Source organism: Streptomyces sp. 13-12-16 (assembly GCF_002114215.1).
Taxonomy (GTDB): Bacteria; Actinomycetota; Actinomycetes; order Streptomycetales; family Streptomycetaceae; genus Streptomyces.
Window position 1 is genome coordinate 1 of the sequence record NZ_NCTE01000093.1, and the last position, 22,529, is coordinate 22,529.

Annotated in this window: 24 protein-coding genes, 1 pseudogene and 1 riboswitch; of the genes and pseudogenes, 14 read left to right on the plus strand and 11 right to left on the minus strand. The window is 70.1% G+C overall.

Going from position 1 to position 22,529, the window contains the following annotated elements:
* From B7767_RS49240 to rplI, 3 genes and pseudogenes are all read left to right on the plus strand, one after another.
* A pseudogene (locus B7767_RS49240) lies at positions 1 to 122 on the plus strand (single-stranded DNA-binding protein); the annotation flags it as partial.
* Between the two features lie 42 nt (positions 123 to 164).
* Positions 165 to 401, plus strand: coding sequence for a 30S ribosomal protein S18 (gene rpsR, locus B7767_RS04555; RefSeq protein WP_003949403.1), 237 nt, complete (start codon positions 165 to 167; stop codon positions 399 to 401).
* Positions 402 to 419: 18 nt separating this feature from the next.
* A complete protein-coding gene (gene rplI / locus B7767_RS04560) occupies positions 420 to 866 on the plus strand; it encodes a 50S ribosomal protein L9 (protein WP_030857086.1) in 447 nt (148 codons plus the stop codon).
* 82 nt (positions 867 to 948) lie between these two features.
* Here rplI and B7767_RS04565 read toward each other — a convergent pair whose 3' ends face one another.
* Complete coding sequence (locus B7767_RS04565; protein WP_085571007.1) at positions 949 to 2,286, minus strand: MATE family efflux transporter; 1,338 nt, start codon at positions 2,284 to 2,286, stop codon at positions 949 to 951.
* A 460-nt stretch (positions 2,287 to 2,746) separates the two neighbouring features.
* Here B7767_RS04565 and dnaB point away from each other — a divergent pair, with 460 nt between their 5' ends.
* Both dnaB and B7767_RS04575 read left to right on the plus strand, forming a co-directional pair.
* Positions 2,747 to 4,225 (plus strand): replicative DNA helicase, encoded by a 1,479-nt coding sequence (dnaB, locus tag B7767_RS04570; RefSeq protein ID WP_073933344.1) that lies wholly within the window; start codon positions 2,747 to 2,749, stop codon positions 4,223 to 4,225.
* Positions 4,226 to 4,248: 23 nt separating this feature from the next.
* Entirely contained in the window at positions 4,249 to 5,637 is a 1,389-nt protein-coding gene (locus tag B7767_RS04575; protein ID WP_085570985.1) for a serine hydrolase, read from the plus strand.
* 58 nt (positions 5,638 to 5,695) lie between these two features.
* Here the strand turns inward: B7767_RS04575 and B7767_RS04580 are convergent, their stop codons facing one another.
* Both B7767_RS04580 and B7767_RS04585 read right to left on the minus strand, forming a co-directional pair.
* The gene (locus tag B7767_RS04580; protein ID WP_085570986.1) at positions 5,696 to 6,148 is read right to left on the minus strand and encodes a GNAT family N-acetyltransferase; all 453 of its coding nucleotides are present in this window, start codon (positions 6,146 to 6,148) and stop codon (positions 5,696 to 5,698) included.
* Positions 6,149 to 6,157: 9 nt separating this feature from the next.
* On the minus strand, positions 6,158 to 6,622 hold the full coding sequence (locus B7767_RS04585) for a MarR family winged helix-turn-helix transcriptional regulator (protein WP_085570987.1): 465 nt from the start codon (positions 6,620 to 6,622) through the stop codon (positions 6,158 to 6,160).
* 141 nt (positions 6,623 to 6,763) lie between these two features.
* Here B7767_RS04585 and B7767_RS04590 point away from each other — a divergent pair, with 141 nt between their 5' ends.
* Entirely contained in the window at positions 6,764 to 7,972 is a 1,209-nt protein-coding gene (locus tag B7767_RS04590; protein WP_085570988.1) for an MFS transporter, read from the plus strand.
* A gap of 101 nt (positions 7,973 to 8,073) precedes the next feature.
* A complete protein-coding gene (locus B7767_RS04595) occupies positions 8,074 to 8,496 on the plus strand; it encodes a heme-binding protein (RefSeq protein ID WP_085570989.1) in 423 nt (140 codons plus the stop codon).
* Positions 8,497 to 8,567: 71 nt separating this feature from the next.
* Here B7767_RS04595 and B7767_RS04600 read toward each other — a convergent pair whose 3' ends face one another.
* A complete protein-coding gene (locus B7767_RS04600; RefSeq protein WP_085570990.1) occupies positions 8,568 to 9,434 on the minus strand; it encodes a GNAT family N-acetyltransferase in 867 nt (288 codons plus the stop codon).
* Positions 9,435 to 9,631: 197 nt separating this feature from the next.
* Between B7767_RS04600 and B7767_RS04605 the strand changes: the two genes are divergently transcribed.
* Complete coding sequence (locus B7767_RS04605) at positions 9,632 to 10,261, plus strand: HAD family phosphatase (RefSeq protein ID WP_085570991.1); 630 nt, start codon at positions 9,632 to 9,634, stop codon at positions 10,259 to 10,261.
* A gap of 10 nt (positions 10,262 to 10,271) precedes the next feature.
* Here B7767_RS04605 and B7767_RS04610 read toward each other — a convergent pair whose 3' ends face one another.
* The 5 genes from B7767_RS04610 to B7767_RS04630 all read right to left on the minus strand — a co-directional run bounded on the left by B7767_RS04610 (position 10,272) and on the right by B7767_RS04630 (position 14,004).
* On the minus strand, positions 10,272 to 10,754 hold the full coding sequence (locus B7767_RS04610; protein WP_085570992.1) for an NUDIX domain-containing protein: 483 nt from the start codon (positions 10,752 to 10,754) through the stop codon (positions 10,272 to 10,274).
* Positions 10,755 to 10,841: 87 nt separating this feature from the next.
* Positions 10,842 to 11,747 (minus strand): LysR family transcriptional regulator, encoded by a 906-nt coding sequence (locus B7767_RS04615; protein WP_085570993.1) that lies wholly within the window; start codon positions 11,745 to 11,747, stop codon positions 10,842 to 10,844.
* Between the two features lie 216 nt (positions 11,748 to 11,963).
* The gene (locus B7767_RS04620; protein WP_085570994.1) at positions 11,964 to 13,133 is read right to left on the minus strand and encodes a cystathionine gamma-lyase; all 1,170 of its coding nucleotides are present in this window, start codon (positions 13,131 to 13,133) and stop codon (positions 11,964 to 11,966) included.
* Positions 13,130 to 13,621, minus strand: coding sequence for a low molecular weight protein-tyrosine-phosphatase (locus B7767_RS04625; RefSeq protein ID WP_085570995.1), 492 nt, complete (start codon positions 13,619 to 13,621; stop codon positions 13,130 to 13,132). The genes B7767_RS04620 and B7767_RS04625 overlap by 4 nt, the downstream gene beginning before the upstream one ends.
* A gap of 5 nt (positions 13,622 to 13,626) precedes the next feature.
* On the minus strand, positions 13,627 to 14,004 hold the full coding sequence (locus B7767_RS04630; RefSeq protein ID WP_085570996.1) for a phage holin family protein: 378 nt from the start codon (positions 14,002 to 14,004) through the stop codon (positions 13,627 to 13,629).
* Positions 14,005 to 14,063: 59 nt separating this feature from the next.
* Between B7767_RS04630 and B7767_RS04635 the strand changes: the two genes are divergently transcribed.
* The 4 genes from B7767_RS04635 (at position 14,064) to B7767_RS04650 (ending at position 16,300) form a co-directional block, all read left to right on the plus strand.
* A complete protein-coding gene (locus tag B7767_RS04635; protein ID WP_004929283.1) occupies positions 14,064 to 14,381 on the plus strand; it encodes a cupin domain-containing protein in 318 nt (105 codons plus the stop codon).
* 149 nt (positions 14,382 to 14,530) lie between these two features.
* The gene (locus tag B7767_RS04640) at positions 14,531 to 14,743 is read left to right on the plus strand and encodes a DUF5326 family protein (protein ID WP_030857134.1); all 213 of its coding nucleotides are present in this window, start codon (positions 14,531 to 14,533) and stop codon (positions 14,741 to 14,743) included.
* Positions 14,744 to 15,053: 310 nt separating this feature from the next.
* Positions 15,054 to 15,767: an IclR family transcriptional regulator gene (locus tag B7767_RS04645; protein ID WP_085571008.1), complete on the plus strand. Its 714-nt coding sequence runs from the start codon at positions 15,054 to 15,056 to the stop codon at positions 15,765 to 15,767.
* Positions 15,768 to 15,865: 98 nt separating this feature from the next.
* Entirely contained in the window at positions 15,866 to 16,300 is a 435-nt protein-coding gene (locus B7767_RS04650; protein ID WP_030820186.1) for an SsgA family sporulation/cell division regulator, read from the plus strand.
* A gap of 67 nt (positions 16,301 to 16,367) precedes the next feature.
* On the opposite strand, the gene B7767_RS04655 is transcribed toward B7767_RS04650, so the two are convergent.
* On the minus strand, positions 16,368 to 17,762 hold the full coding sequence (locus tag B7767_RS04655) for a YibE/F family protein (protein ID WP_085570997.1): 1,395 nt from the start codon (positions 17,760 to 17,762) through the stop codon (positions 16,368 to 16,370).
* Positions 17,763 to 17,834: 72 nt separating this feature from the next.
* A riboswitch (TPP riboswitch) is annotated at positions 17,835 to 18,024 on the plus strand.
* Here B7767_RS04655 and thiC point away from each other — a divergent pair.
* Together thiC and B7767_RS04665 are read left to right on the plus strand one after the other, a co-directional pair.
* Positions 18,017 to 19,813, plus strand: coding sequence for a phosphomethylpyrimidine synthase ThiC (gene thiC / locus B7767_RS04660; RefSeq protein ID WP_085570998.1), 1,797 nt, complete (start codon positions 18,017 to 18,019; stop codon positions 19,811 to 19,813). It overlaps the preceding riboswitch by 8 nt.
* A 129-nt stretch (positions 19,814 to 19,942) precedes the next feature.
* Positions 19,943 to 21,403 carry a VWA domain-containing protein gene (locus tag B7767_RS04665; RefSeq protein WP_085570999.1) on the plus strand — a complete coding sequence of 487 codons (1,461 nt, stop codon included), beginning with the start codon at positions 19,943 to 19,945 and terminating at the stop codon, positions 21,401 to 21,403.
* Between the two features lie 225 nt (positions 21,404 to 21,628).
* Here the strand turns inward: B7767_RS04665 and B7767_RS04670 are convergent, their stop codons facing one another.
* Entirely contained in the window at positions 21,629 to 22,498 is an 870-nt protein-coding gene (locus B7767_RS04670; protein ID WP_085571000.1) for a hypothetical protein, read from the minus strand.
* Positions 22,499 to 22,529: the final 31 nt, after the last annotated feature.

Below are 22,529 nucleotides of genomic sequence, written 5' to 3' on the forward strand. Positions count from 1 at the left end.
CTCCCGCCGACGACCCGTGGGCGACCGGCGCTCCCGCCGGTGGCCAGCAGGGCGGTGGCGGCGGCTGGGGCGGTGGCTCCGGCGGCAGCGGCGGCGGCTACTCGGACGAGCCCCCCTTCTAGGCGGGCCGTACCCACACTTCTTGATCACACAGGAGAAACATCATGGCGAAGCCGCCTGTGCGCAAGCCTAAGAAGAAGGTCTGCGCATTCTGCAAGGACAAGGTCACGTACGTGGACTACAAGGACACGAACATGCTGCGGAAGTTCATTTCCGACCGCGGCAAGATCCGTGCCCGCCGCGTGACCGGCAACTGCACGCAGCACCAGCGTGACGTCGCCACGGCCGTCAAGAACAGCCGTGAGATGGCGCTGCTGCCCTACACCTCCACCGCGCGATAAGGGAAGGGTGACCGACTCATGAAGATCATCCTCACCCACGAGGTCTCCGGCCTCGGTGCCGCGGGCGATGTCGTCGACGTCAAGGACGGCTACGCTCGCAACTACCTGGTTCCGCGGAAGCTCGCGATCCGCTGGACCAAGGGCGGCGAGAAGGACGTCGAGCAGATCCGTCGTGCTCGCAAGATCCACGAGATCCAGACCATCGAGCAGGCCAACCAGGTGAAGGCCCAGCTCGAGGGCGTCAAGGTCCGCCTGGCCGTTCGCTCCGGCGACGCCGGTCGTCTCTTCGGTTCCGTCACCCCGGCCGACATCGCTTCGGCGATCAAGGCCGCCGGTGGTCCCGAGGTCGACAAGCGCCGCATCGAGCTGGGCTCGCCGATCAAGACGCTGGGCGCCCACGAGACGTCCGTGCGTCTGCACCCCGAGGTGGCCGCCAAGGTCGCCATCGAGGTCGTCGCCGGCTGAGTGCCGCGCTCGCTGAAGCAGTGAGCATGGGGGCCGCACCCTTCGGGGTGCGGCCCCCATCGCCGTGTTCCACGTGAAACGGTCAGCGTGCGGCGCCCGTGACGATCCAGCGGCCGGATCGGGTGCGGAGCCACAGGGTCAGCATCCGCACGGTCATCATGAGCGTCATCGTGGCCCACAGCGCGGTGAGTCCGCCCCCGAGTGAGGGAACCAGCAGGGCGGCGGGAGTGAACACCGCGAGGGTCAGCAGCATCGCCCAGGCCAGGTAAGGTCCGTCGCCCGCACCCATCAGGACCCCGTCCAGGACGAAGACGACGCCGCAGATCGGCTGGGACAGAGCCACCAGCACCAGGGCGGGCAGCGCCGCGTCCGTGACCGTGGCGTCACTGGTGAACAGGGGCAGGAACACCGGCCGGGCGAGCACCACCAGGACGCCGAGGACGACACCGACCGCGATCCCCCACTCGACCATGCGGCGGCATGCCTCACGGGCACCCCGGTCGTCGCCGGCGCCCAGATAACGCCCGATGATGGCCTGCCCGGCGATGGCGATGGCGTCCAGCGCGAAGGCGAGCAGGCTCCACAGGGAGAGGATGATCTGGTGGGCCGCGATCTCGGAGTCGCCGAGACGGGCGGCGACGGCTGTCGCGATCATCAGGATCGCCCGGAGCGAGAGGGTCCGGACCAGCAGGGGGACGCCCGCCCGGGCGGACGCCCTGATCCCGGCGGCGTCCGGGCGCAGTGACGCCCCGTGCCTGCGCGCTCCGCGCAGCACCACGACCAGGTAGACCGAGGCCATGCCGCACTGCGCGATGACGGTGCCCCAGGCGGAGCCCGCGATGCCCAGGCCGGCGCCGTAGACCAGGACGACATTGAGCACACCGTTGGCGGCGAAGCCGGCGATGGCGACGTAGAGCGGTGTCCTGGTGTTCTGCAGTCCGCGCAGGACACCGGTCGCGGCTAGCACGACCAGCATGGCCGGTATGCCGAGTGTGGAGATCCGCAGATAGGTGGTCGCGTGGGGAGCCGCCGTGGCGGAGGCGCCGAAGAGTTCCACGAGGGCGGGTGCCGTGGGCAGGACGACGGCCATGACGGTGGCGCCGAGGAGCAGGGCCAGCCAGATTCCGTCCATGCCCTGACGGATGGCCGAGGGGAGGTCGCCGGCTCCGACGCGCCGGGCGACGGCGGCCGTGGTGGCGTAGGCCAGAAAGACGAAGACGCTCACGGCGGTCATCAGTAGGGCCGAGGCGACGCCGAGACCGGCGAGCTGTGCCGTGCCCAGATGGCCGACGACGGCGCTGTCCGCCATGACGAAGAGCGGCTCGGCGACGAGGGCGCCGAAGGCGGGGACTGCCAGCATGACGATTTCGCGGTCATGCCGCCGTCGAGCGGCTCCGGGCCGCGCGGGGGCCTGTGTCATGCGCACCAATCTAATCGTCCACAGGTAAGAGATGCAAAGCCCTGTGAACCCTTACTTTGTGGCTCTGGGTGTGGGCTTGGGTACATCGCATGAAGCGATCTTGAGCCGACTGGGCAACTTTTTCTTCTGCACAGCCGGTGGATGATGAAAACGCAGGTCACGGCCCTGTGGATGCCAAAGATTTGGGCTTGTTCACAGGGCTGTCCACCGGCTCGTGCACAGGTTTCGCGGAGTTCTCCACAGCATTGGGCCGGTCGTCCACAGGGCCTGTGGATAACCAGATTGGCTGACGGTGCCGACGGGCCTACGGTGGTCCGGCGCTCGCTCCGTCCACCGGTTTCACAAACGCCACAAATCCGGCGCGCGACAACTGGAGTTGGGCCTCTTATTTGTCAGTGCCGTGCCTTAGAACAGAGAGGCACGGCGAGGTCCGTTCCGGCGGACGGGAGGAGGTGGCTCGGTGAGCATTTCCGAGCCCTTGGACGACCCGTGGGCCGAGAGCGGACCCAGTGATCGTCTGCCCGCCTCCCGTCGCCGCGAGGACCGGGGCAGGGGCCGCGACGAGCAGCACGACCGCGGCCGGGACAACGGCGCGTGGGACGGTGGGGGCTCAGCGTTCGAAAGGGTGCCGCCGCAGGACCTCGAGGCCGAGCAGTCCGTGCTGGGCGGCATGCTGCTGTCCAAGGACGCCATCGCCGACGTCGTCGAGATCCTCAAGGGCCACGACTTCTACAAGCCGGCCCACGAGACCATCTACACGGCCATCCTCGACGTCTACGCCAAGGGCGAGCCGGCCGACCCCATCACCATCGCCGCGGAGCTGACCAAGCGCGGTGAGATCAACAAGGTCGGCGGGGCCTCGTATCTGCACAACCTCGTCCAGACGGTCCCCACGGCGGCCAACGCGGCCTACTACGCGGAGATCGTGCACGAGCGCGCCGTGCTGCGCCGCCTGGTCGAGGCAGGCACGCGCATCACACAGATGGGATACGCGGCCGACGACGACGTCGACGAGATCGTCAACCGCGCTCAGGCGGAGATCTACGCGGTCACCGAGCAGCGCACCAGCGAGGACTACCTGCCGCTCGGCGACATCATGGAGGGCGCGCTCGACGAGATCGAGGCGATCGGATCGCGCAGTGGTGAGATGACCGGGGTGCCCACCGGGTTCACCGACTTCGACTCGCTCACCAACGGCCTGCACCCGGGGCAGATGATCGTCATCGCCGCGCGTCCCGCGATGGGCAAGTCGACGCTCGCCCTGGACTTCGCGCGGGCCGCGTCCATCAAGAACAACCTGCCGAGCGTCATCTTCTCGCTCGAGATGGGGCGCAACGAGATCGCGATGCGCCTGCTGTCCGCCGAGGCCCGGGTCGCCCTGCACCACATGCGCTCCGGCACGATGACCGACGAGGACTGGACGCGCCTGGCACGCCGGATGCCGGACGTCTCGGCGGCACCGCTCTACATCGACGACTCCCCGAACCTGTCGATGATGGAGATCCGGGCCAAGTGCCGTCGCCTGAAGCAGCGCAACGATCTGAAGCTGGTCGTCATCGACTACCTCCAGCTGATGCAGTCCGGCGGTTCCAAACGCTCCGAGAGCCGTCAGCAGGAGGTCTCGGACATGTCCCGTAACCTCAAGCTGCTCGCCAAGGAGCTGGAGATCCCGGTCATCGCGCTCTCCCAGCTCAACCGTGGCCCCGAGCAGCGCACGGACAAGAAGCCGATGGTCTCCGACCTGCGTGAGTCCGGGTCCATCGAGCAGGACGCCGACATGGTCATCCTGCTGCACCGCGAGGACGCCTACGAGAAGGAGTCCCCGCGCGCGGGCGAGGCGGACCTGATCGTGGCGAAGCACCGAAACGGTCCGACGGCCACGATCACGGTGGCCTTCCAGGGCCACTACTCGCGCTTCGTGGACATGGCGCAGACCTGACCTGTTCCTGCTGAACTGAGGGCATGACGACACCTCATCAGGAAGAACTGCTGCCCGGTACGCGTCGGGCGCTGCTGCACAGGATTGCCGTCGCCCAGAGCGAAGGACGCGCACCGTCGCTCGTCGCGGCCGTGGTGCGGGGCGGGAGAACCGTGTGGACGGGGGCGCGGACGTCGGTGGAAGGGCACGCTCCGGACGAGCACGTGCAGTACCGGATCGGTTCGATCACCAAGACCTTCACGGCCGTTCTGGTGCTCCGGCTGCGCGACGAGGGAGCGCTCGATCTCGCCGACCCGCTGGAGAAGCACCTGCCGGGTACGGGCGTGGGTGACGTGACCGTCGCCGAACTGCTGGCCCACAGCGGCGGGTTGGCCGCCGAGACGCCCGGCCCCTGGTGGGAGCGGACCCCTGGTTCCCTGCGTCCCGGCCTCGCCGACGTGCTGGGCGAGCGGCCCCTGCTGCACCCCGCCGGCCGGCGGTTCCACTACTCGAACCCCGGATACGCGTTGCTCGGCGCCCTGGTCGAGAAGCTGCGCGGTGCCCCGTGGGAGGAGGTGCTCCGACGCGATGTGCTCGTACCTCTGGGCCTGCGTCGTACGACCGTGCGCGCGGAAGCGCCGCACGCGGGTGGCTGGGCGGTGCATCCATGGGCCGATGTGATGCTGCCCGAGCCTCTGGAGGACCTCGGGGTGATGGCGCCCGCCGGTCAGTTGTGGTCCACCGCGGCCGATCTGGCGCGGTTCGCCGCCTTTCTGGTCGAGGGCGACGAACGGGTGCTGAGCGCCGGGTCGTTGCGGGAGATGAGGACGCCGGCCGCGCCGGTCGAGGCGGCGGACGTGGCGAGCGGCTACGCGTACTGCCTGGGCATGGAGATCCGTCGCCAGCACGGACGTTCTCTCGTCGGGCACACGGGTTCGCTGCCGGGCTTCCTCGCCTGTCTCACGATCGGGGTGGCGGACGACGTGAGCGCGGTGGTCCTGGCCAACTGCACGTCCGGACCGGCGCCGTTCACGGTCGCCGCCGACCTCGTCCGGATCGTCGCCGAGGCGGAACCGCGTATCCCGGCTCCCTGGCGGCCGCTGCGAGAGGCTGATCCGGCGGCACTGGAGCTGGTGGGGCAGTGGTACTGGGGGACGTCCGCGTTCGCGCTCCGGCTCCGGGCCGACGGTCTCGTCTCGCTGGAGCCGCTGTCCGGCAACGGCCGGCGCTCACGTTTCCGTCCGGCGGAGGACGGCACCTGGGTGGGCCTGGAGGGCTACTACGCCGGAGAACTCCTCAAGCCCGTACGGCGATCGGACGGCTCGCTGAGCCATCTCGACCTGGGTTCCTTCGTGTTCACGCGTCAGCCGTACGACGAGAAGGCTCCTGTACCGGGCGGAGTGGACCCGGAGGGGTGGCGGGGTATCGGTTAGCGTCCGGGAGTGCGTGCGGGGCCCTGTTTCACGTGAAACAGGGCCCCGGGTTCTTTGGTCACAGCGGCAGTTTGAAGCCCACGTGGGAGGCCGTGAAGCCAAGGCGCTCGTAGAAGCGGTGGGCATCGGTCCGGGTGTTGTCGGAGGTCAGCTGAACCAGTTGGCAGCCCTCGCGGCGGGAGGCGTCGATCGCCCACTCGACGAGCCGGCTTCCCAGGCCGCTGCCGCGCTCGTCCGCGTGGACGCGGACCGCTTCGATGATCGACCGGGTGGCGCCGCGGCGGGAGAGTCCGGGAACGACCGTGAGCTGAAGCGTGCCGACGACGCGGCCTTCGCGGACCGCGACGACCAGGTGCTGGTTCGGGTCGGCGTCGAGCCGCTCCAGAGCGGCCAGGTACGGGCTGAGGTCGTCCGGTGACTCGCGCCGCGCGCCCAGGGGGTCGTCCGCGAGCATGCCGACGATCGCGGGGACGTCATCGGCGACCGCGGCCCGTATTTCCAGATCATCCATGCCGGCACCCTATGCGGGCACCGGCGCCTTCAGCGTTTCCACGGCCCGGACCAGGGGAGCGAGGTCGGGGTTCTCCGCCGCCGCGTCGAGGGCCTCGCGCAGGGCCGTGTCGTTGGTCGGCCGTGCCTCGTCCAGCAGCTTGAGGCCGGCCTCGGTGACGTTGGTGTAGATGCCCCGGCGGTCGGTGGGGCACAGGTAGCGCTCCAGCAGTCCGCGGTCCTCGAGACGGGTGACCAGGCGCGTGGTGGCGCTCTGGCTGAGCACGACCGCGTCGGCGACCTGCTTCATCTGCAGATGGCCCCCGTCACCGTCGTGCTGCCGGCTCAGCACGTCGAGCAGGGAGTACTCCCGCACGCTCAGATCATGCCGGGCCTGAAGGGCGCGCTCGATGTGGGCCTCGATCCTCCCGTGCAGCAGGGAGAGTGCGCACCAGCCCTGAGCGAGGGCGGTGAGCGCGGGGTCCGTGGCTGTCATGGGCGTTTCCTCCGTCCAGGAGCTGCTGACACCAGGGTAGAGCAAGCCCGCGATATACGGCGCTTGCAAATAGTCAGCGTCTGCAATTATTGTCGGAGCACGCAAAGCGCTCCTGCAATCGTCTGGGAAGGTCTGTCCCCCATGCCTCTCGCGCTTCTGGCCCTCGCGATCGGGGCCTTCGGAATCGGAACCACGGAGTTCGTGATCATGGGCTTGCTGCCCGAGGTCGCGGGTGACTTCGGTGTCTCCATCCCCACCGCCGGCTATCTGGTGACCGGCTACGCGCTGGGCGTCATGTTCGGCGCCCCGCTGATGACCGTGCTCGGCACCAGGATCTCCCGCAAGCGGATGCTGATGCTGCTGATGGGGCTGTTCATCGCGGGGAACCTGCTGTCCGCGCTGGCTCCGTCCTTCGGCCTCATGCTGACCGGGCGGGTGGTCGCCTCACTGGCCCACGGTGCCTTCTTCGGTATCGGCTCGGTGGTCGCGGCCGATCTGGTCGCCCCGGACAAGAAGGCCGGAGCCATCGCCCTGATGTTCACCGGACTGACCGTCGCCAATGTCGTCGGTGTTCCGCTGGGCACGCTCGTCGGCCAGTCCGTCGGCTGGCGGTTCACCTTCGGCATCGTCGCCGCCCTCGGCGTCGTCGGCCTGGCCGGTATCGCCAGGCTGGTCCCCGACATGCCCAAGGCCGAGGGTGTGCGGCTGCGTCACGAACTGGCAGCCCTGAAGAACGTCCAGGTCCTGCTCGCCATGGCGATGACCGTTCTCGGATTCGGTGGCGTCTTCGCGGCCATCACCTACATCGCGCCGATGATGACGCACGTCACCGGTTTCGCCGACGGCTCCGTGACCTGGCTGCTGGTCCTCTTCGGCCTCGGAATGGTCGGCGGCAACCTCATCGGCGGCAGGTACGCGGACCGCGCTCTGATGCCCATGCTGTACCTCTCTCTGGGCGCCCTCGCCGTCGTCCTCGCGCTCTTCACCCTGACCGCGCACAGCAAGATCGCCGCCGCCGTCACCATCGTCCTCATCGGCGCCCTGGGATTCGCCACGGTGCCGCCCCTGCAGAAGCGGGTCCTCGACCACGCGCACGGCGCCCCCACCCTGGCCTCGGCCCTGAACATCGGAGCCTTCAACCTCGGCAACGCGCTGTCCGCCTGGCTCGGCGGCCTCGTGATCGGGGCCGGCCTCGGCTACACCGCACCCAACTGGGTCGGCGCCGTTCTCGCCGCGAGTGCCCTGGTGCTGGCGTTCGTCTCGGCCGCTCTCGAGCGCCGCGACACCCGGCCCGGCACCGTGCTCGCCGGCCCGGTGCCCACCGAGCGGCGGGCCGCCGTCCCTCACTGACCCACAGGGCCGGCAGGCGCGGGGCCAGGGCCGTCCCCGCTTCCGCCGACGCCTCACTCCGGCACTACCGACATCACCCGTACCACAAGGAGAACCACCTCATGAGCACCACCACCGCCGTCGCCCCGCTCACCACCGCGGAAGCCGAAGCCCTGGTCGCCGCCGCACGTCAGGCCGCCGAGGCGGCCGGTGTCACGGTCAGCGTCACCGTCCTCGACGCGGGCGGACACCTGCTCGCCTTCCGCCGGGACGACCGCGCCGTGCTGATCTCCGGTGAGACCAGCACCCGCAAGGCGTACACCGCGCTCCAGCTGAACGCGCCGACCGCCGACCTCGTGGACGCCGTGCAGCCCGGAGGCCTCTTCCACACCCTGCCCACCGCACTCGACCGGCCGCTGCTGTTCATCGCCGGGGGCGTGCCCGTCCGGCGCGACGGCCGGCTGATCGGCGCGATCGGTGTCGGCGGTGGCGCCCCGGAGCAGGACCACGCCTTCGCCACGGCCGCCGTGGAGGCCCTCGTCTGACGACGATGCCCACCTGACGTGACGACGCCGACCCCGAAAACCGGGGCCGGCGTCGTCACGTGCGATGGATGTCAGGCCGCAGCGACCGTCACCGGTGCGAACCGTCGGCTCCAGTCCCCGGGCAGCTCCGTGATCCCGTACGTCATGACGGCGTTCGACGCGACGGACGCCAGCCCGTGTGCCTTCGCCCAGCTCAGCAGCTCTTCGTGCCGCACGTCGATGTCGGTGCGCAGCGGCCGGTCGGTGCGGGCGGCGAGCGAAGCGAGCAGTGCCTCGGCCGTCGCCGTGTCGCGGGCGATGAGCGGGCCCACGACATGGGTGTCCATGTTGGGCCAGGCGGCCGCGTAACCGATGACCCGTCCGCCCTCCTCGGCGACGTGCAGTTGATCGGCGAAGGCGGGCAGGCGGGTGACGATGTGCGTCCGGTCGGCACCGAACACCTCCTCGTCGAGCCGGACGACCGAGGGGAGGTCCTCCGCGGTCGCGGCCCGGGTGGCGACCTCCGGCCGGTCACCGGTGGGAACGAAGTGGCCGCGCAGCATCTCGGCACGGCCGGTGACCTTGAAACCGAGTTCTTCGTAGAGGGGCCGGCCGAAGGGGGTCGCGTGCAGGGTGAGGGGTGTGGTGCCCATCGCGGAGACGATGTGACGCATGAGCCGGCGTCCCACGCCCCGGCGGGCATGCCGTTCGGCGACCAGGACCATGCCGACGGCCGCGAGAGCGGGCTGTTCCCGCGGCCCGTACTCGGTGACGACACAGGCGGCCACCAGGCCACCGTCAGGATCGTCGATCCCGTAACCCTTTCCGGCCGTGAGGAGGAGGCCCCACTTGTGCTCCTCCCGTGGCCACCCCCGGTCCTCGGACAGGTCGGCGCAGGCGGTGAGGTCGCGGAGCGTCAGACGGCGGATGGGCAGAGAGGCAAGGGAAGGTGTCGGCACGCAGGTCAGGCTGTCCGACAGGGGGCTTCGGCGTCCACCTGTTTCAGGAGACTCGTGCGAGCTTTTGGCCATGCCGCGGTCACGGGCGGAGTGCGGACACGGGCGCGGGATGTTTCACGTGAAACATGCGAGAACGGCACGTGGCTGCTTCCTTCCTCCGGAGATGAAGGAGGCAGGAGCCGTTAACCTCGTCGCTCATGGCGAGGCTTCATCTCTTCGATCTCGACGGCACCCTGCTCCACGGCACCTCGGCTCCCGTGGAGATCTCGCGGCAACTGGGACTGGAGGCCGAGGCGGTGGCCCTCGACCGGGCGATCTCGTCGGGCCTGATCGGGCCACCGGAGTACGCCACACAGGTGCACACGCTCTGGGCGGGCCTCACGGAGGCGCATGTGACGGCGGCGTTCGAAGCGGCTCCGTGGCTGGCCCGTATCCGCGAGGTCTGGGCGGAGCTCACACGGAACGGTGACTACTGCGCCGTGGTCTCGCTGTCCCCGTCCTTCTTCGTGGAACGGCTCACCGACTGGGGTGCGCACGCTGCGTACGGCTCTCGCTTTCCCGCCGTGCCGTTCATGGAGCCCGTGGACCCGGCCGGCGTCCTCAACGCGGCGGCCAAGGTCCGGATCGCAGACCGTCTGTGCGCGGAGTTCGGAGTGACCCGCGCGGACTGCGTCGCCTATGGCGACTCGATGTCGGACAAGGACCTGTTCGGCGCGGTGCCGGTCTCCGTCGCGGTCAACGCGGACCGGCATCTGACCGGCCTCGCGACCCACTCCTACACGGGGCGGGATCTCTGGGAAGCCTACGAACTGGTGCGAGCCGCGTAAGGGGCGGGCGTCACCCCAGGTCGGGGGCGTGCATGGCGCGTACGCCCTCGATGTTGCCGTCCAGGTAGTGCCGCAGCGACAGCGGTACCAGGTGGACGGAGGCGATCCCGACGCGGGTGAACGGCACGCGGACGATCTCGTACTGGCCGACGGGTTCGTCGACCTCCGGGCCGTGACGCAGGGACGGATCCATGGACTCCAGGCGGCATACGAAGAAGTGCTGCACCTTCACGCCGGTGGCGCCGCCGTCCTCGCCGATGTGCTCCACGGTGTCGACGAAACAGGGCACCACGTCGGTGATCTTCGCACCGAGCTCCTCGTACACCTCACGGTGCAGGGCGTCCACGACGGTGGGGTCCTCCGGCTCCACTCCGCCGCCCGGGGTGAGCCAGTAGGGATCCATGCCTGGTTTGGTGCGCTTGATCAGAACCAGGTTCTCGCCGTCCAGCAGAACGGCTCGGGCGGTGCGCTTGACCACGGGTCGGACGGTCATGGAGGGAATGTGGCCCGGCTGGTTCCACGTGAAACATCGCGGGAGGGCAGCGGCCGACTTCCCGTGGTGGGACACCGAACCGACGGGTCAGCACCAGCCGGTGGCCGCCCGCTCCAGCCACTCGTGGGCCCGCGCGATGTGCGGCATCGCCAGCGTGCCGGTGCGGACCACCAGGAAGTACGTGCGCAGCGGAGGCACCACCGGTTCGTGCAGGGCCACCACGTCATCCCGCTCGAGCGCACCCGCGCACAGGTAGCGGGGCAGCACCGCCAGCCCCGCTCCCGCGGCGACGCAGGCCAGCACCGCGCGTAGATCCGGGACGATGACGGTGCCCGGGGCGACGGGGCGGGAGTCGAAGACGGAGGCCCAGTAGCGGGCGACGAAGGGCAGCGACTCGTGCACCTCGACCACCGGGACGTGCTCCAGGACCGAGGGACCCGTGCGGTGGAGCGTGCCGGAGCCGATCCGCTCGGCCCAGGGCGGGGCGGCGACCAGGACGTGCTCCTCGTCGCAGAGCGCGGTCGCCGAGAGCAGGGCTCCGCGTGGCCGGACCGTGCTGATGGCCAGATCGTGGTGTCCGGCGGCCAGTCCCTCGAGGACCTCCTCGGCGGTGCCGAAGGAGGCGCGCAGGGCGAAGCCCTGGCCGTCCTCGCCGGTCAGCTCCGTGAGCACGGGCAGTGCCCGTTCGGCGGTGAACTCCGCAGGGCCGGCCAGATGCAGCGTCCGTAAGGAGGAGTCCTCCTCCAGGCCGGTCTCGGCTATCTCCACCAGGGCGTCGAGGTGCGGTGCCGCCTTGTGGGCGAGCTCGTCCCCGATGGTCGTCGGTGTCACACCGCGCGCCTGCCGGAGGAACAGGGGCCGCCCCAGCTGCCGTTCCAGTGTCCGTATCTGCGAGGTGACGGCCGGCTGGGAGAGGCCGAGCAGGGCGGCGGCGCGGGTGAAGGAACCGGCCCGGTGCACGGTCACGAAGGTCCGCAGCAAGGCCAGATCCACGCCACACCCTCCCTCGCCGGACCGGCTCCGGGCCCGGACGTCCAACTATAAATAAGTCGATAGGTCGCTGTCGCTACTGTGATTGGACACTGACACTGAGTCAACTAGCCTTGGTCGCGCGGTTCTTCGCGCGCGGAACCGAGGACGGTCCGAGCCACGAGGGGGGAGGCTCGGACCGTCCGCCGCAGTGTGCCGGGCGCCTGCCGGCCCGGCCGGTCAGTCGGCTGACGCGTCCAGGGCGCGCAGTACGTCCGCGACCAGGTCCTCCGGGTCCTCGGCGCCCACGGAGAAGCGGATGAAGCCCTCCGCCACCGCGTCCCCGCCCCAGCGCCCGCGCCGCTCCGCCGTGGACCGTACGCCGCCGAAGCTCGTCGCGTCGTCCACGAGCCTCAGCGCGTCGAGGAAACGGTCCGCACGCGCGCGCGTGGGCAGCGTGAAGGACACCACGCACCCATAGCGCCGCATCTGCTGCGAGGCGATCCTGTGCGAAGGGTCGTCGGGAAGCCCCGGATGACGCAGCCCCGTGACCTCGGGCCGCTCCTGCAGCGCCCGGGCGAGCGTCAGCGCGGTGGCGTTCTGCCGGTCGACGCGCAGCTGGAGCGTGGCGATCGAGCGGTGCGCGAGCCAGGCCTCCATGGGCCCCGGAATGGCGCCGACGATCTTGCGCCAGCGGCGGACGGCGGCCATGGCCTCGGCGTTCCGGCCGGTGACGTACCCCAGGAGCACGTCGCCGTGCCCGGTGAGCTGCTTGGTGCCGCTGGCCACCGCGAAGTCGGCGCCGAGCTCCAGCGGGCGCTGGCCGAGCGGCGTCGCGAGGGTGTTGTCCACGGCGACCAGGGCGCCGCGCGCGTGCGCCGCCCCGGCCAGCCGCCGCACGTCGCACACGTCGAGCCCCGGATTCGAGGGCGTCTCGATCCACAGCAGCTTCGCGCCGTCGAGGACCTCGAGCTGGGCGTCGCCGCCCGTCGGCGCGGTCCGCACCTCGATGCCGTACGTCTCCAGCTGGTCCCGCACCAGGGGCAGGGCCTGGTAGCCGTCGTTCGGCAGGACGACCGCGTCCCCGGCGCGCAGCTGGGAGAAGAGCACCGAGGAGATCGCGGCCATGCCCGAGGCGAACACCAGGGTCTCGACGTCGTCCCGGCCGGGCGCCTCCAGCTCGCCGATGGCCCGTTCCAGCAGCGTCCAGGTCGGGTTCTCGTCCCGGCCGTAGGTGTACGGGCCGGTGGGGTCGCCCGGCAGGTGGAAGTGGGCGGCGAACACCGGCCCGGGCAGGGTCGGTTCGTGCTTGACCGGCTCGGGCAGCCCGGCCCGCACCGCGCGGGTGCCGTCGCCCGCCCCGTCCGGCAGCGCCGGCCCGTGGCCCGCGCCCGTCGTCGAATCGTTCATGCCGCTCGTCCTTCCACCTGCTCACGTACCGCGGCGAGCAGTCCGGTGCTCGCCGCCTCCACCATCTCAAGACACTCGTCGAATCCGTCCGCGCCCCCGTAGTAGGGGTCCGGTACGTCGAGATCGTCGCCGGCGTCGGGATCGTAGGAGCGCAGCAGGCGCACCTTGTCCGCGTCCCCTTGTGTGGGCGCGAGGCGGCGCAGCTCCCCGAGGTGGCCGGAGTCGAGCGCGATGACGGCGTCGAGGCGGGTGAACCAGGAAGGGTCGAACCGCCGGGCCGTGTGGCCGGTGTCGTAGCCGTTCTCCCACAGCACGGTCACCGTGCGGGGATCGGCGCCCTCGCCCTCGTGCCAGCCGTCCGTACCGGCGCTGTCCACCTCGACCAGACCGTCGAGTCCGGCCTTGGCCACCCGCGCGCGGAAGACGGACTCGGCCATCGGGGAGCGGCAGATGTTGCCGGTGCAGACGAAACAGACGCGGTAGGTCATCGGCTTCAGTCCCCGTCGGGCAGTACGACGTTGAGCGCCCAGGAGACGACGGAGATGATCAGACCGCCCAGTACGGCGGTCCAGAAGCCCTCCACGTGGAAGCTCAGGTCGAGCTGGTCGGCGAGCCAGGAGGTGAGCATCAGCATCAGCGCGTTCACCACCAGGGTGAACAGCCCGAGCGTCAGGATGAGCAGGGGGAGACTCAGCAGCTTCACCACCGGCTTGACCAGGAAGTTCACCAGTCCGAAGATCAGTGCGACCAGGAACAGCGTGCCGATCTCCTTGCCCGTGCTGTCACCGGTCAGGGTGATGTCGCTGAGCAGCCACACCGCGACCGCCAGGGCGCCCGCGTTGGCGATCGTCTTGACTAGGAAATTCATCATGTGTCTGATCGTGGCAGACACGATCGGACTCGGGCAGTGAGGCAGGGGCGGGACAGGCGATGAAGGCATTCCGGCTGGACGAACTGGAGGCGGAGCGCGCCGCCAACGACGGGGCATACCTGCAGTTCCTGCGCGAACGGAACATGTCGGTCGGCCTCTACGCCCTCGACGCCGGCGCCCAGGACCCGCAGCAGCCGCACAGCCAGGACGAGGTGTACTTCGTCGTCAGCGGCCGCGCGGCGATCACCGTCGGCATGGAGACCACCCAGGTGGCACGCGGCAGCGTCGTGTACGTACCGGCCGGGGTGGCCCACAAGTTCCATCACATCAGCGAGGACCTGCGGGTTCTGGTGGTGTTCTCTCCCCCGGAGAGCTGAGGAGCGTCGTCGGGGTTCCCTAGGGGAACGGTCAGGGGTGGACAAGGGATCAGAGGCCCCCGCCGGAGCACCCGCCGCCCTAGCATCGAGTGCAGGACATCATCGACACGACCCGGCACGCGGCGGGCGGAGAGGTAAGGACGAGGGCGATGCGAGAGATCTTCGCGGGACTGCCGTGGTGGGTGAAGTGGATCGCGGTGCCGGTCATCGCCCTGGTCGTGTTCGGCGGGCTGATAGCGAGCGTGGTCGGCTTCGTGATCGGTCTGCTCTTCAAGCTGCTGGTCTTCGTGGCACTGGTCGGCGGACTGATCTACGTCGTACGGAAGTTCACATCGAGTTCCTCGTCGCGCAGCGACTGGTGAGCCGAGGGGGGCCGGTGAAGCGGTAACAGGAATCACCGGTTCCCTCGGGTGGGGGAAGTTTCTCCGGCGGGCCGTCCGCACGCGGTGACAGACGGTTAGAGTCCGGAACTCGACGCGGGGACGATCCCCGCGAGCGGCGACCCCCACCCGTGTTCCCCGCACGGGCTGCCCCCTCGCGTTTCGGGAGTGACCCTTGGCCACGACTGGCACCGGCTCCGCGCAGCTGACCGCGGTCCCCCCGCAGCCCCGCTCGCCGGCGCCCCCCGCACCACCGCCCACCGCGACCCTCATCGGCTCCGTCCAGCGGGCCATGCGCCTGCTGGAGACCGTCGCCAGGCACGGCTACGGGGCTCCCGCCAAACAACTGGCCCGGGAGACCGGACTGGCGCTCCCCACCACGTACCACCTGCTGCGCACCCTGGTGCACGAGGGCTATCTGCGCCGTGACAAGGGGCTGTTCTTCCTGGGGGAGGCGACAGAGCGGCTGAACAGCAGCGGAGCGGAGCAGAAACGTCGCAGCACGGTGGTCGACACCCTCGCCCGCTGGCGGGACGCGGTCGGCGCACCCGTGTACTACGCCGTGTACCGCGAGGGCGAGATCGACGTCGTCTGCGTCTCCGACACCCCCGCCCATCCCGCGGTCGAGGAGTGGGCCGACTTCCGGGAGACCGGACACGCCCACGCGATCGGCCAGTGCCTGCTCTCCCAGCTCGACGAGGAGGCGCGCCGCGACCACCTCGGCCGCCATCCCGTGCGGCCCCTCACGCCCTACACCGTGCGCGACGACCACAGCCTGCTGAGGCGCCTGGAGCGGATGCGGCGGATGGAGCCGGTGATGGAGCGTCAGGGGTACGTGCTGGGGACGGTGTGCGCGGCGATCCCCCTCACCGTCGGCAGCACGGCCGCGGCGGTGGCCATCTCGCTGCCCGCACACCAGGCCGACCGGCTCGTCCCCGCGGCGCAGCGACTGCAGGCCGAGATGGGGCGTCTCGTCGGGTCGCTCACGCTGTCTATCAGTATCTGAAAACTCACTCCTTGTGATCTGCTGTGTACGTTCAGCAAGATTCCCTCTGGTGTCAGGGTCCATGCCCGGCCAGTCCGTGGCGAATGACGGGGTAGGCGATGCGCGAATCCGTACAGGCAGAGGTCATGATGAGCTTTCTCGTGTCGGAGGAGCTGTCCTTCCGCATCCCGGTGGAGCTCCGCTACGACACCTGTGATCCCTACGCCGTGCGGCTGACCTTCCACTTGCCGGGAGACGCCCCCGTGACCTGGGCGTTCGGCCGGGAGCTGCTGATCGACGGCGTCGGTCGGCCGTGCGGGGAGGGCGACGTACGCGTCTCGCCGGTGGACCCCGACGTGCTGGGAGAGGTGCTGATCCGGCTTCAGGTCGGCAGCGACCAGGCGCTGTTCCGTTCGTCGACCGCACCGCTCGTGGCCTTCCTCGACCGCACCGACAAGCTGGTGCCACTGGGCCAGGAGGGGGCGCTCGCCGACTTCGACGCCCACCTCGACGACGCGCTGGACCGGATCCTGGCGGAGCAGAGCGCCGGCTGAAGCGTTACGCCAGGCGGGTGGACCGGTGGCGGAACGCTTCAGCGCGCTCCGCCCGCCACGCGGGACGTCAGCGCTTACGGCGCCTGCCCCGCCCGCCGCGCCCCACGGCCTGCCGCGCGTCCGGTGCCTGTCCGGTCCCCTGTGCCCGAGCCGTCGGGCGGTCGGCCGAGACCACCAGCGCGGCCAGGGCCGTGGTCACCGGCACCGAGGCGACCAGGCCGATCGAGCCGATCAGGGTGCGCACGATCTCCTCCGCGACCAGTTCGCTGTTGGCGACCGTCCCCACGCTGCTCTGCGCGATGGAGAACAGCAGCAGCAGCGGCAGCGCGGCGCCCGCGTAGGCGAGGACCAGCGTGTTGACCACGGACGCGATGTGATCGCGGCCGATGCGGATGCCCGCGCGGTACAGCCCGCGCCAGCCCGTCGACGGGTTGGCCTCGTGCAGCTCCCAGACCGCGGACGTCTGGGTGACCGTCACGTCGTCGAGGACACCGAGCGAACCGATGATGACGCCTGCCAGCAGCAGACCGCTCATGTCGATCCCGGGATACAGCCCGTGGATCAGACCGGTGTTGTCGTCGGTGTTGCCGGTCAGCGCGGCCCATCCGATGAACACCGAGCCCAGGACGCCGATCAGCAGCAGCGAGATCAGTGTGCCGAGCACCGCCACCGACGTGCGCGCCGACAGCCCGTGACACAGGTACAGCGCGATCAGCATGATCGCGCTCGCTCCCACCACCGCCACGACCAGCGGGTTCGACCCCTGCAGGATCGCGGGCAGGATGAAGAAGTTGAGCACCAGGAAACTGATCGCCAGCGCGACCAGCGCCATGACGCCGCGCAGCCGCCCCACGGCCACGACGGCGAGCGCGAAGATGCCCGCGAGCAGCGCCAACGGGAAGCGCCGGTTCACATCGGTGACCGAGTACTGGAGGTCCTCGGGCGCGGAGGGCTCGTAGGCCACCACGACCTTCTGGCCCTCGCTCAGCTGCCGGGACTGGTCCGGCTGCACGATCTCGTCGAACGTGCGGCCCTTGTCGTCACCGGTGTCGACCCGGATCGTCGCCTTCTTGCAGGTGCCGTCCGCCTGCTGCTGGGCGGACGAGCCCTCGGCGGTGGAGGTGTCGCCGGTCGGGACACCTCCGGAGGCGTTGACGGACTGGCAGCTCAGCTCGACCACCTTGGTGACCGTGGCGTGCTGCGTCTGCCGGTCGAAGCCGACGCCGGTGCGCTCGTGCGCCGGGGCACCGCCCGGCCACAGCACGGCGAGTCCGATCAGCACCGCCGCCGCGAACGGGATGAGGATCGCCGCGATGACCTTGCGCAGGTGCTGGGAGACGGGCGCCGCCGGGCCGTGACCGTGGCTGTGCCCGTGCCCGTGTGCGTGGCCGCTGCCGTCTCCGGCGCCGGGCGGGCGCGACGGTTCGGGCGGTGGGAACGGAGGAGGTTGAGTGGGGGTCACCGCCCGATCATCGCAAGAACGGGGTGGGGCCCTCTGTTCACCGCGCCAGAAATGACGCTAGCGTGGAGTCGCTTTTGTACACGCGGGAGCTCGGAGCACCGGGCTGAGAGGGCGCTGACCTCCGTCCCAGCGACGTTTCACATGAAACATCACCGAAGACGAGTGATGTTTCACACGGAACGTCGGCAGACGGAAACCGCTGCGTCGACCGCCGAACCTGTTACCGGGTAATGCCGGCGTAGGGAGTAGGTCTCATGACCAACAAGGACGCACGCACGCCTGCCTCCACGCAGAACCCGACGGAGACGTCGGTGGACGGGGAGGCCGGGAGGTCCATCGGCTGGCACAAGGCGTACGTCGAGGGCACACGCCCCGACCTGCGGGTGCCGGTCCGTCAGGTGCACCTCACCAACGGACAGTCGGTCACGCTGTACGACACATCGGGCCCGTACACCGATCCGCTCGTCGACACCGACGTCCGCCGGGGCCTGGCTCCGCTGCGGGAGAACTGGATCATCTCCCGCGGCGACACGGAGGAGTACGCGGGCCGCCCCGTCCGTCCCGAGGACGACGGGATCAAGCACACCTCTCCGCGCGGGGGCCTGCGCAACCTGGACGCCGTGTTCCCCGGCCGGCCGCGCCTGCCGCGCCGGGGCCGCGCCGGCCAGGCGGTCACACAGCTCGCGTACGCGCGCCGCGGTGAGATCACGCCCGAGATGGAGTACGTGGCGATCCGGGAGAACGTCGCACCCGAAGTGGTCCGCGAGGAGATCGCGGCGGGCCGGGCGGTGCTGCCGGCCAACGTCAACCACCCGGAGATCGAGCCGATGATCATCGGCAAGCGGTTCCTGGTGAAGGTCAACGCCAACATCGGCAACTCGGCGGTGACGTCCTCCATCGAGGAGGAGGTCGAGAAGATGACCTGGGCGACCCGCTGGGGCGCCGACACGGTCATGGACCTCTCCACCGGCCGGAACATCCACACCACCCGGGAGTGGGTGCTGCGCAACTCCCCCGTCCCCATCGGCACCGTGCCGCTCTACCAGGCCCTGGAGAAGGTCGACGGCCGGGCCGAGGAACTGACCTGGGAGATCTACAAGGACACGGTCGTCGAGCAGGCCGAGCAGGGCGTGGACTACATGACGGTCCACGCGGGCGTGCGCCTGGCGTACGTGCCGCTCACCGCGAACCGCAAGACCGGCATCGTCTCGCGCGGTGGCTCGATCATGGCCGCGTGGTGCCTGGCGCACCACAAGGAGTCGTTCCTGTACGAGAACTTCGAGGAGCTCTGCGAGATCCTCGCCGCGTACGACGTCACGTACTCGCTCGGTGACGGCCTGCGGCCCGGGTCCATCGCGGACGCCAACGACGAGGCGCAGTTCGCTGAGTTGCGCACGCTCGGGGAACTCAACACGGTCGCGAAGCGTTTCAACGTTCAGACCATGATCGAAGGCCCGGGACATGTCCCGATGCACAAGATCAAGGAGAACATCGACCTCCAGCAGGAGATCTGCGATGAAGCCCCGTTCTATACGCTCGGTCCGCTGACGACGGACGTCGCGCCCGCGTACGACCACATCACGTCCGGCATCGGCGCCGCGATGATCGCCTGGTGGGGCACGGCCATGCTCTGCTACGTCACGCCCAAGGAGCACCTGGGCCTGCCCAACCGTGACGACGTCAAGACCGGCGTCATCACCTACAAGATCGCCGCCCACGCCGCCGACCTCGCCAAGGGCCATCCGGGTGCCCAGGAGTGGGACGACGCGCTGTCCGACGCCCGCTTCGAGTTCCGGTGGGAGGACCAGTTCAACCTCGCCCTCGACCCGGACACGGCGCGCGAGTTCCACGACGAGACCCTGCCGGCGGAACCCGCCAAGACGGCCCACTTCTGCTCGATGTGCGGTCCGAAATTCTGTTCGATGAAGATCTCCCAGGACATCCGTCGTGAACACGGCGGAAGCCGGGACGAGATCGAGGAGGGGATGGCCCAGAAGTCGAAGGAGTTCGCGGAGGCGGGCAATCGCGTGTATCTGCCGATCGCGAACTGAGCGAACTGAGCGAACTGAGCGAACTGAGCGGACGGCGCGGGGGCGGTGCCCGTCATGGGTACCGTTCCCGCGGGGCGGCAGCCGCGGCGGCACCTCCCCTTCGCCGGGGAGGGTGGGCAGACTGGCCCCATGACAGCGAGTCCGATGAGCAAGGGGTCCAATCTTCCCGTCGATGCCCGCGTGGTGCGCGTTGAGCTCGCCTGGGCGGCCGGGACCGGTGTGCCCGACATCGATGCCTCGGCGCTGCTCCTCACGGAGGCCGGGCGGGTGCGGGACGACGGGGACTTCGTCTTCTACAACCAGCCCCGTCACACGTCCGGCGCCGTGAGGCATCTCGGGAAACAGCGCGGCGCGCGGGACACGACCGACACCGTGGAGGTGGACCTGGGTGCCGTGGAGGGGGTGGTCGAGCGGATCGTGCTGTGCGCGTCGGCGGACGGCGGGACGTTCGGGCAGGTGCCGGGACTGGTGCTCAGGCTGCTCGACGCCGGGGCGGGGACCGAGCTGGCCCGGTTCGACATGGCGGCGGGGACGGAGACCGCGTTCATCGGCGGCGAGTTGTACCGGCGGCAGGGGAAGTGGAAGTTCCGGGCGGTGGGGCAGGGGTACGCCTCCGGTCTCGCGGGTCTGGCCACGGACTTCGGCATCACCGTGGACGACGCGCCTCCGGTCTCGTCCGCTGCCCCCGTGACCATCACGCCTCCGGTCCCGCCCGCTCCCCCCGCGACCACCGCGGCCCCGGTTCCGCCGCCACCGCCCGTTCCTCCCACCGTGCCGGTCGCGCCCGCCCAGCAGGCCTCCGGGCCTCACCCCCACCCCGCTGCCCCGCGGCTCACCAAGGGCGAGGAGAGACTGCCCGTCGACATGCGCAAGCGGCTGTCGCTGCGCAAGGAGCAGGTGGCGGTCAGTCTGCGCAAGCACGGGGCCGCCGAGGTCACCGCGCGCGTCGTCCTCGTACTCGACGCCTCCGGGTCCATGTCCTTCCTGTACTCCAAGGGGGTGGTGGCCGACGTCGTCGAGCGGATGGCGGCGGTCGCCGCGCAGCTGGACGACGACGGTGAGATGCAGGCCTGGACATTCGCCTCGAACCCGGCCCGGCTGCCGGATCTGCGACTGGGGGAGCTTCCCGAGTGGCTGCGGCTGCATGTGCGGGTGGGGGAGGTGGGCCTGTTCCGGCGCGGGCGGAAGAAGGGGCTGGAGCCCAGCCAGGTCGACATGCGGGACGTGGGCATCCAGAACGAGGAGCAGAAGGTCATCGCCGAGGTGCGGGCGTTCGTCCGGGGCAATCCCGCGTCCGCTCCGACGCTCGTCCTGTTCTTCTCCGACGGTGGCGTCTACCGCAACAAGGAGATCGAGCGCGAGCTCCGTGAGGCGGTGGAGGAACCGGTCTTCTGGCAGTTCGTGGGGCTGGGCAAGTCCAATTACGGCGTGCTGGAGCGGTTCGACACGCTGCCGGGACGCCGCGTCGACAACGTCGGGTTCTTCGCCGTCGACGACATCAGCACCGTGCCGGACGCGGAGCTGTACGACCGTCTGCTCTCCGAGTTCCCGCAGTGGATCACGGCCGCGGGACGGGCGGGGATCCTCTGAGACCCGGCCCGACCGTCCGGCCCGTCGTCGGATCCGTCCGTCCGGCCCGTCGTCGGATCCGTCCGTCCGGCCCGTCGTCGGATCCGTCCGTCCGGCCCGTCGTCGGACCTGTCGTCCGGTCCGTCGTCGGACCTGTCGTCCGGCCCGTTGCCGGACCCGTCCGCCCCGTCCACCCGGCTCGCGCCTCCGGTACGGAGAGCGCAAGCCGACGGACGGGCCGCCCGGCTACTCCGGCTGGTGCTCCGGTCCCCCGAAGTCCGGGCTCGAGTAGTCCGGGCTGGAGTAGCTCGGCCGTGTGCCACGGGCCGCCCCCTCCTCCGGGCTGGAGAAGCCCGGCCGGTCGTACCCCAGGTGCGGGATGCGGCCGGCTGGCGGGGGCGGTGCCGTGTGCTGCAGCGCGGTGGCCGTCGCCGGGTCGGTGAGCGCGTCCCGCAGGAACGGCAGGATCCCCCGCTCCAGCAGGGCCTCGCGCCAGGCGTCCCTGGCCAGGGTCACCTCCCCGTCGAGTTCGCCGTACGACCCGCTGAGCGCCGAGGGCTTGTTGCGCAGCGCGGTGAGCAGCAGACCCACGGCGGCGACGAGGATGGCGACCGCCGTCACCGCACCGAACACCCACCCCGTGGTGAGCATGGTCCGGGCGAACGCGGCGTCGGGGTCGAGCATCCGCAGGACGTAACCGACGAGCAGGAAGATCGCGGCCGCGGTTCCGGCCAGGACGGGTGCCAGGACGGCGACGACGGCGACGGCGCCGGCCCCGGTGGTCTCGGCGACCTCTCCCATGGTGGCGGCGAGCCCCATCGCGTTCGTGTCCGGCTCGGTGGAGCCGGAACCGCGGACGGACGGGGTGGACGACTCCGGCGGCCGGCGCCGTTCCTCGCGGACCTTCACATAGTGCTGGTACTCGGTCGCCGCGGCCGTCGTGATGATCGCGGTGGCGTTGAGTGCCATCGTGCGCAGTTGTTCCGAGTTGAGCCGCTGTCCGACCGCGGCCAGTTCCGGGTGGTGTGGTGCGGAGCGCAGCGCCTCATCGAGAATCCGCCGGTATTCCTGGCGGTCCTCGCTCAGCAGGTGCTGCGGAACGCTGTTCATGTGCATCCCCCGATGCTCCGTAGGGCTTGGGGCTCGG

Coding starts and splice junctions, on each gene's coding strand:
- rpsR (WP_003949403.1), top strand. CDS start 165: ATGGCGAAGCCGCCTGTGCGCAAGCCTAAGAAGAAGGTCTGCGCATTC.
- rplI (WP_030857086.1), top strand. CDS start 420: ATGAAGATCATCCTCACCCACGAGGTCTCCGGCCTCGGTGCCGCGGGC.
- B7767_RS04565 (WP_085571007.1), bottom strand. CDS start 2,286: ATGACACAGGCCCCCGCGCGGCCCGGAGCCGCTCGACGGCGGCATGAC.
- B7767_RS04575 (WP_085570985.1), top strand. CDS start 4,249: ATGACGACACCTCATCAGGAAGAACTGCTGCCCGGTACGCGTCGGGCG.
- B7767_RS04580 (WP_085570986.1), bottom strand. CDS start 6,148: ATGGATGATCTGGAAATACGGGCCGCGGTCGCCGATGACGTCCCCGCG.
- B7767_RS04585 (WP_085570987.1), bottom strand. CDS start 6,622: ATGACAGCCACGGACCCCGCGCTCACCGCCCTCGCTCAGGGCTGGTGC.
- B7767_RS04590 (WP_085570988.1), top strand. CDS start 6,764: ATGCCTCTCGCGCTTCTGGCCCTCGCGATCGGGGCCTTCGGAATCGGA.
- B7767_RS04595 (WP_085570989.1), top strand. CDS start 8,074: ATGAGCACCACCACCGCCGTCGCCCCGCTCACCACCGCGGAAGCCGAA.
- B7767_RS04605 (WP_085570991.1), top strand. CDS start 9,632: ATGGCGAGGCTTCATCTCTTCGATCTCGACGGCACCCTGCTCCACGGC.
- B7767_RS04610 (WP_085570992.1), bottom strand. CDS start 10,754: ATGACCGTCCGACCCGTGGTCAAGCGCACCGCCCGAGCCGTTCTGCTG.
- B7767_RS04620 (WP_085570994.1), bottom strand. CDS start 13,133: ATGAACGATTCGACGACGGGCGCGGGCCACGGGCCGGCGCTGCCGGAC.
- B7767_RS04625 (WP_085570995.1), bottom strand. CDS start 13,621: ATGACCTACCGCGTCTGTTTCGTCTGCACCGGCAACATCTGCCGCTCC.
- B7767_RS04630 (WP_085570996.1), bottom strand. CDS start 14,004: ATGATGAATTTCCTAGTCAAGACGATCGCCAACGCGGGCGCCCTGGCG.
- B7767_RS04635 (WP_004929283.1), top strand. CDS start 14,064: ATGAAGGCATTCCGGCTGGACGAACTGGAGGCGGAGCGCGCCGCCAAC.
- B7767_RS04640 (WP_030857134.1), top strand. CDS start 14,531: ATGCGAGAGATCTTCGCGGGACTGCCGTGGTGGGTGAAGTGGATCGCG.
- B7767_RS04645 (WP_085571008.1), top strand. CDS start 15,054: ATGCGCCTGCTGGAGACCGTCGCCAGGCACGGCTACGGGGCTCCCGCC.
- B7767_RS04650 (WP_030820186.1), top strand. CDS start 15,866: ATGCGCGAATCCGTACAGGCAGAGGTCATGATGAGCTTTCTCGTGTCG.
- thiC (WP_085570998.1), top strand. CDS start 18,017: ATGACCAACAAGGACGCACGCACGCCTGCCTCCACGCAGAACCCGACG.
- B7767_RS04665 (WP_085570999.1), top strand. CDS start 19,943: ATGACAGCGAGTCCGATGAGCAAGGGGTCCAATCTTCCCGTCGATGCC.
- B7767_RS04670 (WP_085571000.1), bottom strand. CDS start 22,498: ATGCACATGAACAGCGTTCCGCAGCACCTGCTGAGCGAGGACCGCCAG.